We start from the raw sequence: 16,531 nt of genomic DNA, 5'->3' as shown, positions 1-16,531 counted from the left end.
AACCGGCACCGCACTTCAACCACCCGGCACCGCTTCGTTCTGCGTCGCTGCATCAGCAGCAGAGAAACGAGATTATGAAGAACTTTCGCTACGCCGTCAACAGGTTTTTTCCAGCTTTTCAAACCTGTCCACCGCGCCGAAAGCCTTGCCACTGCTGGCTCTCCCGCCTCCCGCGCCCCGTTGTCCGAAGCACGAAAGAGCGAGATTCTAGCGAGCCCGCGAGCGCCTTGCAAGCGTTATTTTGACGTGCATGAATTGCGCCAGAAACCGCACGAAGATGACGAAGAAATTGCGAAGAAATCAGAAGATCTGCAGGCGCAATATTCGCCTGCGCGGCCTGGTCTCAAACAGAAACAGAAGCAGCCGCGTGCTTAAGCATCGCTCGCTCGACAACGCCTAGGTAATGATCGAGATCCGGCGTCACGCGGCTCGCGTCTTTGGCGCGATCGTCCCATTTACGCAGGCGCAATGCGTCTTCCGCGTAGGGCTTCTGCAGGAACGCCTCAGCCTCTTCCCTGCTGAAGATGCCGCCTTGCAACTCCAGACTCCGCACCGAATCGGCGGACAGCTGGCCAAAGTAAGTGGCGTCGATTGCACACAGGCAGCGCTTGGCGTCGACGTGCATACGGATCGGCTCCAGCACCGCGTTCGACAAGATCGGCCGCAAGAAAGGCAGCGCGAAATACTGATGAAGATCGTCGATACCCCGCTCCGTCGGTGTCTCGCCTTGCAGATTGAGCAGATGCCCGAGGTCGTGCAGAAACGCCGCGGCGACCAGCTCCTCGCCGGCACCCGCCTCTTCCGCCAGCGCGCCGCTCTGCAAAGCATGTTCGAGCTGCGTCACCGGCTCGCCGCTATATGCCAGACCACCATATTGCTCAAACAAGGAACGGATGTCGTTCAGACTCAATGCCACGCTCTTACTCCCACGGTAACGAAAAGGTCTTCAGATTGGTGAAGCTCTTCATGGCCTCCTGAACACCTTCCTTATAACCAAGCCCGGAGTCCTTGATACCGCCGAACGGCGTCAACTCGATCCGGTAGCCAGGCACCTCCCACACGTTGACTGTGCCCACGCGCAGCTCGTTGATGAAGCGCGTGATCGCGTCCTGGCGATTCGTGCATACACCCGACGATAACCCGAACGCCGTGCCGTTGCTAATACGGATCGCGTCGTCGAGCGTGTCGAAGGTGATGATCGGCGACACCGGGCCGAAGGTTTCCTCGCGCACCAATGTCATCGACGGATCGACACCGTCCAGCACCGTCGGCGAATACAGCGCACCGTTGCGCTGGTTGCCGATGCGCAGACGCGCGCCGTTCGCCACTGCCTCGTTCACGCGCGCTTCGAACAGTTGCGCCGCCGCGGCGTCGATCACGGTGCCCATCTGATTGGACGCATCGAACGGATCGCCGAACGACCAGGCCCGCGTCTTCTCGACGACAAGATCCGTGAAATCGGCGGCAACGCTCTTTTGCACCAGCATGCGTTTGACCGCCGTGCACCGCTGCCCGGAGTTCTTGTATGAACCCTGCACGGCAAGCGTTGCCGCGCGCTCGAGATCGGCGTCGTCGAGCACGATCAGCGGATCGTTGCCGCCCAGTTCCAGCACCACGCGCCGGTACGCCGCTTTGGCCGCAATGTATTTGCCGATCGCCACGCCGCCCGTAAACGTGACGAGCTCCACTAACGGATGCGTGATCAGCTCATCGGCGATTTCACGCGGATCGCCGGTCAGCACCTGCAGCATCGGCGCGGGCAAACCGGCTTCGTAGAGGATGTCGGCGAGATAAAGCGCCGACAGCGGCACCTTTTCCGACGGCTTGAGCACGATCCGGTTATTCGTCGCGATCGCCGGCGCGATCTTGTGCGCGACCTGGTTCATCGGGTGATTGAAGGGCGTAATCGCCACGATCACCCCGGCCAGTGGCTCGCGCTGCGAAAACACACGCCGCTTCTTGCCATGCGGCGTGAGATCGCAGGAAAAACTTTGCCCGTCGTCACGCAACGCTTCGATCGCGGCAAACTTGAACACATCGGCCACGCGGCCGATTTCATAGCGCGAGTCCTGCTTCGACAAACCGGACTCGAGCGAAATCAGATCCGACGCTTCTTCGGCCCGCTCACGCAGCAACGCCGCCGCGCTTTCAAGAATCTGCGAGCGCTCGTAACGCGTGAGCTTCGCCTGATAGGCGGCGGCGTACTCGAACGCCGCGCGCACATCGTCGACGCTCGCGAGCGGGACTGTACCCACGCGCGTGCCCGTATAAGGATCGAGTACGTCGAGCGTGCGCGAGCGCGTCGCACGCTCGCCTTTGAGCCGCAGCGCTTCCGCCCGGAAAGCCGGATGGTCCCGCAGCGTGGTGTTCATGATGCCGACACGCGATTCAGGGCGATGTCGAAGACATCGAAGTTGCGCAGCCGCTTACCCTCGCTTGCGGCCGGCAGTGCTTCGACACGGCGGTTCAACAACAGCGGCACTTCCTGCTCGGAAATACCACCGTGCGAACGCAACGGCACAGTCAACCCGGACAGGTCATGATCGGCGCGACGCGTGCCGAGCACGACATGCTTCGTGCTGACCACGACGATATCGCCGACGCGGTCCGACGGCAGCTCGAAGCGTTCACACGCCGCGCGGTTGTCGAGCACGAGTTCGATGCCCTGCAACCCGCCGATCCGTTCGATCACCTGCGCGACGCTCACATCGCGCGGCAGATAAACCGTCGCGAACGACCCCAGCGCGCCGTGATGCACCACGTAAGGATCCGTGATCGGCAGGATCACGCGCGCTTTCTTCGCGCCGAGCCAGTCGTCGAGCACGTCCTGCAGATAGATCACATTCGGCTCGCCGGTCTCCGTATCGTGCTTCGCGTTCATGCCGTGGTCGGCGGTCAGGCCGATGACCCAGCCGAGCGCGTCGAGCTTCGCGAGGTAGCCATCCATCATCGCGTAGAAGGCGTTCGCGCCTTCCGTGCCCGGCGCCCACTTGTGCTGGATGTAATCGGTCGTCGACAGATACATCAGGTCGAGCTGGCGCGTTTGCGCGAGCCGCACTCCGGCGGCGAACACGAACTCGGACAGCCCAGCGCTATAGACATCGGGCACCGGCATGCCGACCAGGTCGAGCACTTCGTCGATGCCGTTTTCCGCGAGCGTCACCGTGTCGGCTTTTTCCGCCGAGAAGCAGATGCCCTTCATCTGCCAGCCGAGCAGCCGGCGCAACTTGTCTTTCGCGGTGACGACGGCCACCGCTGCACCCGCTTCGGCGGCCGCTGCCAGCAAGGTGCCGGCGCGCAGATAAGCGGGATCGTTCATCATCACTTCCGCGCCCTCGCCGCCATTCGCTTGCGGGTCCCAGAAGTAATTGCCGCAGATGCCGTGCACCGAAGGCGGCACACCGCACACGATCGAGAGATTGTTCGGATTGGTGAACGACGGAATCACGCAGTCGGCCTTGAACGCGCCGCCGCCCTTGAGCATCTTGCCGAGGAACGGCGCAACGCCGGCCGCGACCGCGGCCTCGAGATAATCGAATTCACAACCGTCGACGCACACCACCACCGTCGGTTGCGTGGGTAGCCGGTAGCTGCGGCCATTGACTTCGATGATACGTTCGCTCGTGTTTGCCATGCTTGCCTTCCATGCGTGCCAGGCACGCGTGTTGTAGTCAGTCCGTTGCAACTATCTCAATCGTTCGAAGCCGGCAGCACCTGCACCACACCCAGCGGCGCCGCCGTTTCGCACGCCGCATGGGCGCGCTGCAAGCCGCCGTTCACGTGCGCATGCATCAGCGCCGCGGCGTGCTCGGCATCGCGCGAAGCCAGCGCCGTCAGGATCGCGCGATGCTCGGCCAGCGAGCGCTCCATGGCGTCGGCGTGCACCACCAGCGCGGCCCGCCGGAACAGGCTCAGTTCGCTCACCAGCCTTCGATACGTCTCATACAGCTTCAGGTTACCCGAGCCCGCCACGATCGCGTCGTGAAACGCCACGTTAGCGCGCGTATAGGCATCGTGATCGTTGGCATCGAGCGCCTCGCGCATGGCGTCGAGCCATTCGCGCAACCCCGCGAGCCTGGGTGCGTCGATACGCGCCGCCAGCATCCGGCACGCCGCCTCTTCGAGCACCGCGCGCACCGCGTAAATCTCGTCCGCTTCCGCGAGCGAAACCGTGCGCACAAAGACGCCGCGATTCTTCTCGGTCCGCACGAGACCGGCCTGTTCCAGCGCGCGAAACGCCTCGCGCACCGGCCCGCGCGACACCTGCAGACGCGTGGCCCAGTCGGCCTCGTTGAGCTTGTCGCCGGGCGCCAGCGCGCCTTCGGTGATATGCCGTTCGATTTCGTCGCGGACCAGCGCCGTCAGTGAATGTCTGCGCACAACCTCGATCGGATCGACAGAAGCAGTTTGCATATTTTCGGTCATTTTGACAAATTTCGCCACATCGATATGAGCATGTGTATCGCCATGGCACGCATGCTCACGCCTCAGAAGTTGCCCGTCAGTCCGCCCGGCGGCCTGGAACGCGCGCCGCGATCAGCAACAGCGCCACGAGCGAGACCAGCAGCAGGATCAGCGACAGCGCGGAGGCCGGCAGGTAATAGCCGCGCTCCACCTGGCCGACGACTACGATCGGCACCGTCGCGAAGCCCGGCGGATAGACGGTGAGCGTGGCGCCGAGTTCGCCGAGCGACAGCGCGAAGCCAAGCGCGAGGCTTGCGCGTATTGCCGGCACGAGTTGCGGCAGCACGACGCGACGCAACACCATCGAAGGGGGCGCGCCGAGACTCGCCGCTGCCTCGCGCAGGATCGTCAGTTCCGGGCGCAGCGCGGCCGCCGCGCAGCGGTAGCAGAACGGCAGCACCAGCGCGAGCTGCACGAACACCACGATCGCCGCGGAGCTCGACAGATCGATTGGACGCTTGTGATACGCAATCAGCACGGCGAGCCCGAGCACCACGCTCGGCACGCCGTTGGGCATCATCGCGATCGTGTCGACTACAGCGCCGAGACCGCGGCGGTCGCGTCCTTCGAGCGCGAGCGCGAGCCACAGGCCGAGAATCGTGCCGAGCACCGCGACGCCCATGCCGATCTCGAGACTGGTCCGAAGCGCGTCGAAGTCGCTCGAACCGAGACGCTCGAACCAGCGCATGCTGAACCCTTCGGGCAGGATCGTGCCGGACCAGTGCGCCGCCACGCTAGACAGTGCGACGACCAGCACCGGCAACACGAACAGCCAGAAGCACAGCAGCGCGGCAAAGCCGAGAAACAGGCTGCCGAGCATGCGCGCCACCAGGCTGCGGCGCACCGGCCGCGATTTCTTGTGCATGACCGGCAAAACGGTCGGGTCGAGTTCAACGGCCATGGCCCGCTCCTTTCACCTTGCGACGGTTGACCTGGCGGTACAACGCGTACAGCGACAAAGACATGATCAGCATCACGACCGCGCCGGCGGCGGCGGTCGGCAGATCGAGGTCGACGGTGGCGGAACTGTAGATCGCCACCGGCAGCGTGATCAGATGCGCGCTGCCGAGCACGAGCAGAATGCCGAACTCGTTGAGCGTCAGCAGAAAGCACAGGATCGTGCCCGCGGCGATGCCCGGCCACGCGAGCGGCAAGATCACCTTGAACGCGACCATCCAGCCGTTCGCGCCGAGACTGCGGGCGGCCTCGATCAGACGCATGTCGAGCGTGGCGAACGAAGCCAGCGTGGGACGCACGACGAACGGTGCGTAGAACACCACTTCCGCGAGAATCACGCCGCCTACGCCGAACAGGAAATCGAGCGGCGGCGCCTGCAGATGAAAGAGCTTCTGCAAGCCGATGCTGACGGAGCCTTGCGAACCGTATAGAAAGATCAGCGTGAACGCGACCAGAAACGACGGGAACGCGACGAACAATTCGAGGAAGCGCGTGACCAGCCGCGCGCCGGGAAACGGCTTGAAAAACAGCAGCGAAGCCAGCGCGATGCCGAGCAGCGACGCGAGCCCGGCGCTCGCGAACAGAATCCACAACGCCGTGCCGATCACGCCGCTCGTTTCCGGATTGCCGAAGAACGCCGAATAGGCCTGCACGCTCAAACCGTGCGGACCGGTCAGACTCAGCAGCACGAGCCGCACGAGCGGATAGATGACGAGCGGTCCGAGCACGACCACAGCAAGGAACAGAAGATGCCATTGCGCCGCGCGTTCACGGCGTTTCACCGAGGCGGTGTGAGCGGCCGCGCTGGCCCTGCGGCGGGCATCGGCGTCCGCCGTGCCGAGCGGATTGGGCGTATCAGGGGGTGATAAGGACGACATCGTCTGCCTCGTAATGCAGGGAAATGCGCGCGCCCTTTTCCGGCGTCATGCCGTGGCCGCGCTGCATATGGACCAGCACCGGTTCGTTCGGCATCGCGTCCAGCACGACCGATACCGACAACACCGCGCCATACCATTCGACCGACGCAACCGCGCCGTGCAACTGCCCTTCGCCGAGCGGCACGATGCGCAGCGCCTCGGGACGCAGACAGGCCACCCGGTCGCGCTCGTTGTAGCGCGCATCGGTCATGCTGAAGGCGACCTGCGGCGGCAGCAGATTGGCTGCCCCCAGATAGCGCGCGACAAAGCCGTCGGCCGGTGTGTCGTACAGCTGTTGCGGCGTGCCGAGCTGCGCAATATGGCCTTCGCGCATCAGCAGTGTGCGATCGGACAGCACCAGCGCGTCATCCTGGTCGTGCGTCACGCAGACGATCGTCAGATTCGGCAGGCGCTCATGCAGCGCCTTCAGTTCAGAGCGCACCGACGCGCGCAGATTGGCGTCGAGCGCGGAAAGCGGTTCGTCGAGCAGCAGCACATCGGGCTCGATCACGAGCGCGCGCGCGAGCGCCACGCGCTGCTGCATGCCGCCCGAGAGCTGCGCGGGCATCACGTGCCCGGCGTCGCCCAATTGCACGAGCTTCAACGCGTCGGCCACGCGCCGCGCGACGTCCTTGGACGGTGTGCGGCGCGCGCGCAGGCCGAAGGCCACGTTTTCGAACACCGACAGATGCGGGAACAGCGCATAGCTCTGGAACAGCAGGCCGAGATTGCGCTTGTGCGGCGGCACGTGCGTCAGATCGTGACCGGCTACCGTCAGCGTGCCCGACAGGCCGTCGGCTTCGATAAACCCGGCAATAAAGCGCAGCAGCGTGGTCTTGCCGCAACCGCTGCGGCCAAGCACGGTGAGCAATTCGCCGCGCTGGATGGTCAACGACAGGTCGTCGAGCACGGTGCGCGAACCGAAACGCACCGTCAGATGGTCGATCTGCACGCCGCCCGGCGTGTTCGAACGCGCGGCATCGAGCGCGTCTGGCGAGGCGCCGAGCGCGCCTGGGTGAGCAAGACTGGCCGTATTCACCGGGTTCATCCTCCAACAAAATTCATGCTGACGCGGCGCCTCGGAACACTCCGAAGCGCCGCCTGATTCCACTGCTTTAACGCTGCCTGAGCACTGCATTAGCAGTGCCTAAGCAGCGAACGGCGATTTACTTCGGCTTGACCACTTCGATCTGCTTGCCCGACGAACCGATCACGTCGTTCTTCCAGCGCGCAGTCCAGTCGGCCTTCTTCGCCATCACCTGGTTCCAGTCAACCGGAATCAGCTTCACGCCCGCGATAGCCTGCTTGACTGCTTCGCCGTTCTTGCCGGCGAGCGGCACGTCCGTGCGGCCCGGAATGCCGAAGATGTCCGGCACCTTCGCCTGCACGTCCGTCGACATCAGGTAGTCGATCAGCTTCTTGCCTTCAGCCTGGTTCGGACCGTTCTTGATCAGACCAATCGCGTACGGCAGCTGGAACGTGGTCGGCTGGCCGCCAGGCGCTGCTGCGAGGAACACCGGCTTGAGCGACAGGCCGCCGTTGGCCGCGTCGTCCAGATCCATCTGCAGGTCGCCGTTGGCGACGGCGATCTCGTTACGCGAGAGCAGCACGTCGAGGTAGCCCGTGCCCTTGGTGTGGAACTTGGCGCTCTGCTCGAGCTTCTTCAGATAGTCGAATGCCTTGTCTTCGCCCATCAGCGACGAGGTCAGGATGATCACGGCCATGCCGTCGCCCGCCGTAGCCGGGTTCGAGTAGGCAACCTTGCCGCTGAAGTCCGGGTGCAACAGGTCGGCGAACGTCTTCGGCTCGGTCTTGGTGACTTCCGGGTTGATCGCGAACGAGAAGTAGTTGTTCACGAAGGTCGCCCACGTACCGTTCGACGCCTTGGCGATCGCCGGCACGTTCTTGTAGTTGGCGCTCTGGTAAGCCTGCAGCAGGCCGCTCTGATCGGCTTGCTGGATGAACGGCGGCAACGTGACGATCACGTCGGCCTTCGGCTGATCCTTTTCGATCGTGGCGCGGTTCACCACTTCGCCGCTACCCGCCGTGACGATGTTGACCTTCACGCCTTCCTGCTTCTCGAAGGCCGGCAGCACGTCCTTGTAGAGGTTTTCGAGACCGTCGGCGGTGTACAGCACCACTGCGTCGGCCGCATGGGCTTGCATCGCAGCGCCGCCAAATGCCGCAGCGGCAACCAGCGCCGGCAACAGTTTGCGTGCGAGGCCGGCCGTGGCGTGTAGGGAATTCGTCTTTGTCATGTCGCTCTCTCCGAAAGGCAAAAAACCAGACGGTCGGGATATCCCGATACCTGTTGTGATTGGACGGCGGTAGCGCCGCGCCTCTTGCGTGTTGCCCGCAGCATGTTGCCGTGCGGATTGCAGATTGCCGACAACTTTACTGCTTCTTCTCCTGCCTGACTTACAGCCCATCTACGACATTTGCGCTGCCAGCCATGCCTGATCGGGCACGGCAAGGATCACCGGTTTCCGTGACAACGCCATGACGATTCTGCATAAAACCAAAAAACGACACAATTCGCCAATAATATCCAAGCCAGTCTACTGGTTGCGAGTCTGGATGGCGAAGGTTCAGAAGAGGACGGAAGCCGGCGGATGACCGGAAATCGGCCCGAACCTCGTGGGTCCGGGTCTGCTCGACAATATCGCCGGGAGATGTCAGTGGGAGGGCAAGCGACGGGGTGCCGGCGCGCCGGTGCGTTGGCCGCCTTGCGCTCAGGCGCTCAGGTACTCAGGCGATCAGGATTTCCAAACCGTGCGCCGTGATCGCCTTGCCGAGCGCCCGCTCGGGGGCCAGCTCGGTCACCAGATAGCGCACCGTCTCGATACCGTTGATCCGCACCGGCGTCACGCGGCCGAACTTGGAGTGGTCGGCGACGATCACCACCGTGTCGGCGGCGGCGATCATGCGGCTGCGCACTTCGGCGGCCATGCGGGTGTAGTCGGTCACAAAGCCGTCCGGTGAAATCCCGCCCGCGCCGATGAAAGCGAAATCCGCGTGGTATTGCGTGAGTTGCTGCACCGTGTCGAGCCCGAAGGTCGCATCTTCGTTATCCGACAATTCGCCGCCCAGCAAAGTGACACGGTTGTCATTGCGGCGGCCGAGCAAGAGCGCGATGCGCCAGTCGTTCGTGTACACCGACAGCCGGTGCCGGTCGAGCAGCGCCCGCGCCACGGCCTGCGTGGTGCTGCCCGAGTCGATGATCAGCGACGCGCCGTCCGGCACGAACTCCGCCGCGCGCCCGCCGATGGCGCGCTTCGCGCCGGCGTTGGCGGCTTCGCGAGTCTCGAGGTCAGGCTCGCGCCGGTCGCTCGACAACGCGCCGCCATGCGTAGTGACCAGCAGACCTCGCCCGGCCAGCGCATTCAGATCGCGGCGAATGGTCTCGCGCGACACGTTCAGTTCGCGCACCAGCTCCGCGACCGAGAGCGCGCCGGTTTTGGCGACTTGCGCCAGAATGTATTGGTGACGTTGTTCTGCGAGCATCTGAGGAAGGCCGGAAGCCGGCACGCTTGGGTTTCGCGAAGGGTGGAGATGGCCGCCGTATTGTATTACGCAAGGCGCACAGATGCTCCTCCGAACCCGCTCACCGGCCAACTTACCTGCTAACCTGACGCCTTGGCCGTGCGCGCAAGTCCGTCGATACCTGTCGATGCCTGTCGATGCCTGTCGATGCTTATCGAAACCGCGCGGCCCGTCAAACAAACCGCCAATGCCGCCACTGTTTCGCCGTCTACTGCTCCTGTTTCACGCACTGCGCTACGGCGCGCGCCTGATCTGGCTTGCCGCCCCGCGCGAGCACAAACTGCACTGGATGATCGACCTGCTCGGCCGCCTGCACACCGCAAGTCAGAGCGGCCGCAGCCTGAACGGCGTGCTGCCGGCGCTTGGGCCGCTCGCGAGCCGCTTCGCCGAAACGCTGGCCGAACGGCCCGAGCTCGCCACCGGCACCGTGCACGACGCCATCGAGGCGATCGATCACATGGAAGCCCCGTTGCCTCCCCACGAGTCCGAACAGGCGTTGGCGCGCGCCTTCGGCCGCCCGCTTGCCACCCTGTTCAGCGCGGTCGATCTGGTGCCGGTGCGCGGCGGCTTTGCCGAGCAGACGCATTTCGCGCGGCTGCTGGTGCCGGTCAACGGCCATAGCGAGGTGGCGATCAAACTGGTGCGCGCCGAGCAAGTGCAGCAGATCGGCGACGAACTCGCGCTCCTGCGCTGGGTCGCCCGCTGGCTGGAGAAGTTCTCCGGCAGCGCGCGCCGCCTGCAATTGCGCGCGCTGGCGCAAACCTTCACCGACGAGATCCTGCGCCGCTTCGACCTGCGCGCGGAAGCCGCCAATCTGAGCCAGACCGGCCATCACTTCGACGGCGACGCGCGCATCATCGTCCCCAACGTGATCTGGGATCTCTGCACCGCCCACACGCTGACGATGCAGCGTATCAGCACCTTGCCGGCCAGCGACCTGCCCGGCCTGCACGCGCATCACATCAAGCTCGCGCCGCTCGCCACGCATATCGTCGAAGTGGTCACCGAACAGGCCTTCGAGCACGGCTTCTTTCACGCCACGCTCGACGCGCGCCGCGTGCGCGTCAGCATCGAGCCGGACACGCTGGGGCGGCTCGTGCTGGCGGAATTCTCGGTCATGTCCAGTCTGTCGACCGGCGAACGCGAGTTCTTCGTGCATGGCGCGACCGCCCTCTTCGATCAGGATTACGGGCGGCTTGCCGAAATGCATCGCGATGCGGGACACGTGCCGCACGACACGCGCGCGGAGATGCTCGAAGCCGAGTTGCGCACTCGCGCCGAAGCGCATTTCGCGGCCAACCCGGAAGATCGTTCGGCGGGCTCGCTGTTCCAGCATCTGCTGCATGCGGTGCACCCATTCGACGGCGCCGTGTCCGGGCGCCTCGCCAACGCGCAACGCTCGTTCCATCAGGCGGAAATGCTGGCGCGCGCGCTGCATCCGGGTGTCGATACGTGGAATATCACGCGCGGCGTGCTCGCGGAAATCGCGCGGCGCGATCTCGATCACCGCGGCTGGATCAAGCGGCTTTCGCGCGAGTTGCCGCATCTCGCGCATATGCTGCCGCGCCTGCCGCAACTGGCGGTGCGCTATCTGCAGCATGAGCACGATCGCGCGCGCAGCCCTCAGCAGAATGCGCGGTTGCTGGCGGCCGTCGCCCGCGAATACCGGCGCACGCGCGTGCTGCTGTGGGCATGCGCGGTATGCGGGGGCGTGATCGGCGCGGGGGCCGTCCTGCTGATGCAGTGATCCTGCTGAGTGCAGGCTGGAACAAGACGCGCTTGCCGCATCCCGGCAAGATAGCGGTTTTTTTCACGCCGCCCTTACCGATGTTCGCCTCCCTGATCGCCGCCGTCTTCGTCGTGTTGTGGTCGACCGGTTTCGTGGTTGCCCGCGCGATTACGCCGTACGCCGATCCCAATCTTTTCCTGCTCGCACGCTTTGGCGGCACCGCGTCGATATTCGCCCTGGTTGCGCTCGCTACACGCGCTGCGTGGCCGCGCGGCCGCGACCTCGGCAAACATCTGATGGCGGGCGCGCTGCTGCAGGGCGTCTATCTCGGCGCCGGCTACTGGGCGGTCGCGCAAGGCCTGAGCGCCGGGGTGATGGCGTTGCTCGGCGCGTTGCAGCCGCTCGCCACGGCCGCGGTCGCGGCGCCGCTCTTCGGCGAGCGGCTGTCGCGGCGCGGCTGGTACGGCATGGCGCTCGGCCTCGCCGGCGTCGTGCTGGTGCTTCAACCGAAACTGGCGTCGGCCACGCCGCCGGCGCCGCTCGGCACCGCGCCCGCGTGGCTGGTCGTGCTGATCTCGATTGTCGCGGTCGGCGCGATCACGGCCGGCACGTTGTTTCAGAAGAGCTCGCTGGCGAAAGCCGATATTCGCAGCGCGAGCGCAATCCAGAATTTCGGCGCGGCGCTCGTCGCGGCCGTGCTTGCACTGGCGCTCGGCGAGCATCGCTGGATTGCCTCAGCCACGTTGTGGGCTTCGCTCGCATGGGGGATCGTGATGCTCTCCGGCGTGAGCGTCACCTTGCTGGTGTGGATGGTCCGGCGTGGCGACGCGGCGCGCGCCACCGCGCTGCTGTTTCTCGCCCCGCCGCTCGCCGCGCTCGAAGGCTATCTCGGCTTCGGCGAGACGCTGCTGCCGGTGCAGATTGCGGGCTTTGCCTTCGCCCTTGTTGGTGTGCTGCTGGCGCGCTCGTGAAGCGCGCAGCAGCCACGCATCAATCCGCCGTGTCCGCGCCGGCCGGCACTTTGGCGCGCGCCTTGCTGCCCGGCGCGGGCGCCCACGCTGGACGGCTCTTGCGCTCCGAATCCACCACGACGATGTAACGCCCGGCCCACGGCGTCACCTGACGGTCGCTTTTCAGCACCCACAGCGATTTACCCGACTCGACGAGCGCGGCATATTCGGCGTCGAGAATGCCGTAGTGATCGAGAAACGTATTGAGCGACGCCGGAATCCGCACGCAGCCCTTCGAATGACGAATACCGAGGAGCGGCTCGAGCCGGTCGGGGTCGGTGGCGTGCATCTGGAAACGCATCTGCGACATGCCGCCCTTGCCCCAGCCCCGCTCGCCCTGCGCCCACCCGAGGTCGAAGATCCGCATGTCGCGCTTGCCGTAGCCGCGGATATGGTTTTCGTTCTGCGTGCCTTCGGAGCGGAAATCCATGTTCGCGGGCGTGTGCTCGAACACGCCGAGCGGTGTAATGAAGTGGTCATACTCGCCGGGCCGCCCGGTCGACACCGGTGCCGCGCCGATCATCTGCCAGGTGTCGGCCGGCGTGGCGCGGAAATAGATGAACAGTGCCTGCACGTTGGCATTGCGGTCGACCAGGACGACATACTCGCCGGACAGATCCCCCAGCGTGTTGGCGCCAAGCACCGCCTGCAGCCGGTCCGCGTAGGCTCGCTGCTCGGCTGCCGGCACGCTTAGCTTGCGTGTGACGTGCTGCGCGAACACGGCACGCAACAGGAATGCGCGACGCGGATCGACCACGCCGGCTGCATCGGGCGCCGCGACCTTCGACGCGTCGATGGCCGGCACGGCACGACCTGCCGGTCTCGGCGCTGACGCCGGCCGCGGCGCCGGGGCCGCTCCGGGCGCCGGCGCCGCGATCGCTGCCCCGCAGCAGAGCACGCAGAAAGCGGTGCCCAACGCGCGCGCGAGGCGGCGGAGAACTTGCCATGCGGGCGTGACGCCCGGCACGGGGATTGAATACGGCATCAACGCCACTTCGCACCGACGATCCACCGAGGCGAACGTCAGGCGGTCCAGTCCTGGCCGGCCAGGCCGATTGGGGTAGTTCATCGCGTAATGGAGCAAACCTGATTATTATTGACTGCTCGCACGCTCATGCGGCGCTCGGAACGAGGATGTTACTAAGCACATTGCGATCTGTCGATGAAGATCGGGCGATTTAACCATGTCGCTAATCAACGTACCCGTTTGCCGCTCAGCGCGGCGGATTAAAAACATCGAAAGGGTGAATTGAAGTCAATAAGCAGCGGTAAATGCCGGGACAAATGCGTTGCAACGCGCCGGCTGAAACTGCCCGTCATCTACCGGGCGCGGGGCCGCGTCTACGCCAGCCGCGCACAAGTATTAATCGTTTGACCATTGCGCAAATGCGAGGAGCCAAAAAGAGCCATGACGCAACACAACCCAGTCGCACGCCAGGCAAGCATCTCCGCAGAAATGCACATTAGCGCCGAATTCGACGCCCGGTACGAAATCGAGCGCCGGATCAATTTTCTTGCAAATTATTTGCGCAGCAGCGGATTGAAAACGTATGTGCTCGGTATTAGCGGCGGCGTCGACTCGACCACCGCCGGGCGCATCGCGCAACTCGCCGTGGAACGGCTGCGCGCTGCACATTACGACGCGCATTTCGTGGCAGTACGGCTGCCTTACGGCGTGCAGAAAGACGAAGCCGATGCACAGGAGGCATTGCGCTTTATTCGCGCGGACGAAAATCTCGCTATCGATATCAAGCCCGCCGCCGACGCGATGCTCGCCGCGCTGGATCATAGCGGCGTGCTATTCAACGACGAATCGCAACGGGATTTCGTGCACGGCAATATCAAGGCGCGGCAGCGCATGATTGCGCAATACGCGGTAGCCGGCGCGCGAGCCGGCGTGGTGATCGGCACGGACCACGCGGCCGAATCGGTCATGGGCTTCTTCACCAAGTTCGGCGACGGCGGCGCCGATGTGCTGCCGCTCGCCGGACTCAACAAGCGCCGCGTGCGCGCCGTGGCGAAGGCTTTGGGCGCACCCGAGACGCTGGCTCACAAGGTGCCGACCGCCGACCTTGAAATGTTGCGTCCGCTGCGGCCCGACGAGGATGCGTACGGGATCCCATACGACGCTATCGATGATTTTCTGGAAGGCAAACCCGTGAGCGACTCGGCGCGCACGACCATCTTGCGCTTTTACGACATCACGCGTCACAAGCGCGCGTTGCCGTACACGCCGTTCGACTGGCCTGCGCAGGCAGACGAGCAATGAAAAAGGGAATGTATTGAGTGGAGTGCGACTGCCGCGAGCGATGTCCGCGCGCGGCATGCCGAAGCGTCAACGGCGGTGATTCAGTGCGAAGGGGGCGGTTCGTCGGTGAACAGGTCGGCGCTCGCCTCCAGCGCAACACCGCCCAGATGCTTGCCCTGAATCTGCCGCGCGATGATGTCGCCCACATAGGGCACCTGCGCGTCCAGCTTGACCATGGCGTACGCACCAGGCGTGCCGGCGCCGACCACCTCCACGCTTTTCGCATAGTGCCCAAGTTCGTGCTTGAGGAATTCCAGCACTTCCTGTTCACTGCACGATTGCGCGATGTTGCGCACGATCAGGTTCATTCTGCCTACCCTCGGCGGGCATCGCGGCTTGAGCCGCGATCCGTGGATCGCACCCGCACCGGGCGCATGGCCGCGCGCTGTTTCGCTTGCGCCGCGGCGAGTTCGCGGATCAGTGCCGCGCCGGCGGCGCCCAAAGCAGCCAAAGACAGATAGAAGGCGATCATTCAATTCTCCCCTGCGATTTTCGTCCTGTTTTCAGGATAGCCACAATCGGCAGCAAAAGCGATGCGACACAGTGTCGTAAAACGGGCTTTACAAGCACCGTTAGTGCACTGTACCTGAACAGGCGGCGTCAAAAACAGCAAAACATCTGTTCAGGTTGTAGTACGGGTCCGGCAAACGCGTCAAACGTGGACGCTCGCCTCAGAACCGGGCCACGACGCGCACTGCTACGGCATCCTGCGGGGGACGGGCGCAAAAGGCGGACTGATCGTCTGGATCAGTCCGTCGCTTGTGCATTGGCCGCGCTCATTCACCACACACCCTCGCCGCGTTGCGGGACCTGAACCAGCGCCGCCGAATTGACACGCATGAACCGGGCGGCCGAGGACCGGTGGCCTTATGGCGCGTTGTCGCTCGCGGCGGTCCTGGTGCTGTCACCTCCGGTGGCGACGTCGAGCCGGCTCACGTCACAAGACGTCTGACTGAAGCCCGAATAAACCACCGACCAGTTACCGACGATCGCGGCTTGCGCTTCGGCGAGGCTCAATTTGCCTTCGCATACACAGCGTTTGAGCATGACCGCCGCGCGCGCCTTGCGGCGCTCTCCCTGCGGACCGGCCCACGGCAAAAGATCGAGATTGGAGGCGGCGTCCGGCGAGCCGCCGAGCACAATAGGCACGCGCCGGTCGAGTGCGAAGGCCGCCCCGTTGTCCGCATTGATGCCACGTTCCGCCAGCATGCGGTCCTTGTGCGCCATCAATTCGTCGAACGGCGGCGCCACCGTGTCCGCATAGCCGGGCCGGCAAATCGTTTCGGCCACTGACTGCTGGGTGACACGTTCATCGAGCATCGCGGCGTCTTGCGCGTGGACACCACCCGCACGCAACGCGAGCAGCGCCGTGAAGGCCAGCACTAATGCGGCGCGCGCGTTTCGGGCGGAACGCGCGATGCCGCGCCGGCGCGCGAGCGCCGGTGAAGCCGCCACATGTGTCCTGCTGGGAGGGTCGCCGAAAGGGTGGATGCGATGCCTGTCTGCAATGCCTGCGTTCATTCGTCGGCGCGCCGGCGGCGGCACGCAATAGTTCAATTCGCAGGCTAATTAAAACACATTCAATATGCCGCGGTAAAAAAAG

General features: G+C 64.5%; 16 protein-coding genes. 3 read left to right on the top strand and 13 right to left on the bottom strand.

The features are described 5' to 3' along the window. Positions 1-343 precede the first annotated feature (343 nt). The 9 genes from A6V37_RS29905 to A6V37_RS29865 form a co-directional block, all read right to left on the bottom strand. A complete protein-coding gene (locus A6V37_RS29905) occupies positions 344-916 on the bottom strand; it encodes a phosphonate degradation HD-domain oxygenase (RefSeq protein WP_064265667.1) in 573 nt (190 codons plus the stop codon). 4 nt (positions 917-920) lie between these two features. Then, a complete protein-coding gene (phnY, locus tag A6V37_RS29900; protein WP_064286622.1) occupies positions 921-2,372 on the bottom strand; it encodes a phosphonoacetaldehyde dehydrogenase in 1,452 nt (483 codons plus the stop codon). Next, positions 2,369-3,634, bottom strand: coding sequence for a phosphonoacetate hydrolase (phnA, locus tag A6V37_RS29895; protein ID WP_064265669.1), 1,266 nt, complete (start codon positions 3,632-3,634; stop codon positions 2,369-2,371). The genes phnY and phnA overlap by 4 nt, the downstream gene beginning before the upstream one ends. Before the next feature lie 56 nt (positions 3,635-3,690). Further along, entirely contained in the window at positions 3,691-4,425 is a 735-nt protein-coding gene (locus A6V37_RS29890) for a phosphonate utilization associated transcriptional regulator (protein ID WP_064265813.1), read from the bottom strand. 76 nt (positions 4,426-4,501) lie between these two features. Further along, positions 4,502-5,365 (bottom strand): 2-aminoethylphosphonate ABC transport system, membrane component PhnV, encoded by an 864-nt coding sequence (gene phnV, locus A6V37_RS29885; protein ID WP_064286620.1) that lies wholly within the window; start codon positions 5,363-5,365, stop codon positions 4,502-4,504. Beyond that, on the bottom strand, positions 5,355-6,299 hold the full coding sequence (locus tag A6V37_RS29880; protein WP_064286618.1) for a 2-aminoethylphosphonate ABC transporter permease subunit: 945 nt from the start codon (positions 6,297-6,299) through the stop codon (positions 5,355-5,357). The genes phnV and A6V37_RS29880 overlap by 11 nt, the downstream gene beginning before the upstream one ends. Continuing rightward, positions 6,277-7,377, bottom strand: a complete 1,101-nt coding sequence (phnT, locus tag A6V37_RS29875; protein ID WP_064265814.1) for a 2-aminoethylphosphonate ABC transport system ATP-binding subunit PhnT — start codon at positions 7,375-7,377, stop codon at positions 6,277-6,279. The genes A6V37_RS29880 and phnT overlap by 23 nt, the downstream gene beginning before the upstream one ends. 127 nt (positions 7,378-7,504) lie before the next feature. After that, positions 7,505-8,596 (bottom strand): 2-aminoethylphosphonate ABC transporter substrate-binding protein, encoded by a 1,092-nt coding sequence (phnS, locus tag A6V37_RS29870; protein ID WP_064265672.1) that lies wholly within the window; start codon positions 8,594-8,596, stop codon positions 7,505-7,507. 490 nt (positions 8,597-9,086) lie between these two features. Continuing rightward, positions 9,087-9,842: a DeoR/GlpR family DNA-binding transcription regulator gene (locus A6V37_RS29865; protein ID WP_064286616.1), complete on the bottom strand. Its 756-nt coding sequence runs from the start codon at positions 9,840-9,842 to the stop codon at positions 9,087-9,089. A gap of 226 nt (positions 9,843-10,068) precedes the next feature. Here A6V37_RS29865 and A6V37_RS29860 point away from each other — a divergent pair, with 226 nt between their 5' ends. Together A6V37_RS29860 and A6V37_RS29855 are read left to right on the top strand one after the other, a co-directional pair. Continuing rightward, positions 10,069-11,628: an ABC1 kinase family protein gene (locus A6V37_RS29860; RefSeq protein ID WP_064286614.1), complete on the top strand. Its 1,560-nt coding sequence runs from the start codon at positions 10,069-10,071 to the stop codon at positions 11,626-11,628. Positions 11,629-11,708: 80 nt separating this feature from the next. Then, positions 11,709-12,581, top strand: coding sequence for a DMT family transporter (locus A6V37_RS29855; RefSeq protein ID WP_064286624.1), 873 nt, complete (start codon positions 11,709-11,711; stop codon positions 12,579-12,581). Positions 12,582-12,600: 19 nt separating this feature from the next. Here A6V37_RS29855 and A6V37_RS29850 read toward each other — a convergent pair whose 3' ends face one another. Further along, positions 12,601-13,605, bottom strand: a complete 1,005-nt coding sequence (locus tag A6V37_RS29850; RefSeq protein WP_064265816.1) for a L,D-transpeptidase — start codon at positions 13,603-13,605, stop codon at positions 12,601-12,603. A gap of 423 nt (positions 13,606-14,028) precedes the next feature. On the opposite strand from A6V37_RS29850, the gene nadE reads away from it, so the two are divergent. Beyond that, a complete protein-coding gene (gene nadE / locus A6V37_RS29845) occupies positions 14,029-14,889 on the top strand; it encodes an ammonia-dependent NAD(+) synthetase (RefSeq protein ID WP_064265675.1) in 861 nt (286 codons plus the stop codon). Positions 14,890-14,969: 80 nt separating this feature from the next. Here the strand turns inward: nadE and A6V37_RS29840 are convergent, their stop codons facing one another. The 3 genes from A6V37_RS29840 to A6V37_RS29835 all read right to left on the bottom strand — a co-directional run bounded on the left by A6V37_RS29840 (position 14,970) and on the right by A6V37_RS29835 (position 16,449). Continuing rightward, entirely contained in the window at positions 14,970-15,236 is a 267-nt protein-coding gene (locus A6V37_RS29840) for a hypothetical protein (protein ID WP_064265676.1), read from the bottom strand. A gap of 5 nt (positions 15,237-15,241) precedes the next feature. Further along, positions 15,242-15,400 (bottom strand): hypothetical protein, encoded by a 159-nt coding sequence (locus A6V37_RS41565; RefSeq protein WP_165614397.1) that lies wholly within the window; start codon positions 15,398-15,400, stop codon positions 15,242-15,244. A 395-nt stretch (positions 15,401-15,795) separates the two neighbouring features. After that, positions 15,796-16,449: a hypothetical protein gene (locus A6V37_RS29835; RefSeq protein ID WP_064265677.1), complete on the bottom strand. Its 654-nt coding sequence runs from the start codon at positions 16,447-16,449 to the stop codon at positions 15,796-15,798. Positions 16,450-16,531: the final 82 nt, after the last annotated feature.

Origin of the sequence: Paraburkholderia ginsengiterrae (assembly GCF_001645125.1) — a bacterium.
In the GTDB taxonomy this organism is placed as follows: Bacteria; Pseudomonadota; Gammaproteobacteria; order Burkholderiales; family Burkholderiaceae; genus Paraburkholderia; species Paraburkholderia ginsengiterrae.
Note: the sequence above shows the minus strand (reverse complement) of the source record. Positions and strands in the feature narration are given on the sequence as shown.

Coding starts and splice junctions, on each gene's coding strand:
- A6V37_RS29840 (WP_064265676.1), bottom strand. CDS start 15,236: ATGAACCTGATCGTGCGCAACATCGCGCAATCGTGCAGTGAACAGGAA.
- A6V37_RS29865 (WP_064286616.1), bottom strand. CDS start 9,842: ATGCTCGCAGAACAACGTCACCAATACATTCTGGCGCAAGTCGCCAAA.
- phnV (WP_064286620.1), bottom strand. CDS start 5,365: ATGGCCGTTGAACTCGACCCGACCGTTTTGCCGGTCATGCACAAGAAA.
- A6V37_RS29880 (WP_064286618.1), bottom strand. CDS start 6,299: ATGTCGTCCTTATCACCCCCTGATACGCCCAATCCGCTCGGCACGGCG.
- A6V37_RS29855 (WP_064286624.1), top strand. CDS start 11,709: ATGTTCGCCTCCCTGATCGCCGCCGTCTTCGTCGTGTTGTGGTCGACC.
- phnA (WP_064265669.1), bottom strand. CDS start 3,634: ATGGCAAACACGAGCGAACGTATCATCGAAGTCAATGGCCGCAGCTAC.
- A6V37_RS29835 (WP_064265677.1), bottom strand. CDS start 16,449: ATGAACGCAGGCATTGCAGACAGGCATCGCATCCACCCTTTCGGCGAC.
- nadE (WP_064265675.1), top strand. CDS start 14,029: ATGACGCAACACAACCCAGTCGCACGCCAGGCAAGCATCTCCGCAGAA.
- A6V37_RS41565 (WP_165614397.1), bottom strand. CDS start 15,400: ATGATCGCCTTCTATCTGTCTTTGGCTGCTTTGGGCGCCGCCGGCGCG.
- phnS (WP_064265672.1), bottom strand. CDS start 8,596: ATGACAAAGACGAATTCCCTACACGCCACGGCCGGCCTCGCACGCAAA.
- A6V37_RS29860 (WP_064286614.1), top strand. CDS start 10,069: ATGCCGCCACTGTTTCGCCGTCTACTGCTCCTGTTTCACGCACTGCGC.
- phnY (WP_064286622.1), bottom strand. CDS start 2,372: ATGAACACCACGCTGCGGGACCATCCGGCTTTCCGGGCGGAAGCGCTG.
- A6V37_RS29850 (WP_064265816.1), bottom strand. CDS start 13,605: ATGCCGTATTCAATCCCCGTGCCGGGCGTCACGCCCGCATGGCAAGTT.
- A6V37_RS29890 (WP_064265813.1), bottom strand. CDS start 4,425: ATGACCGAAAATATGCAAACTGCTTCTGTCGATCCGATCGAGGTTGTG.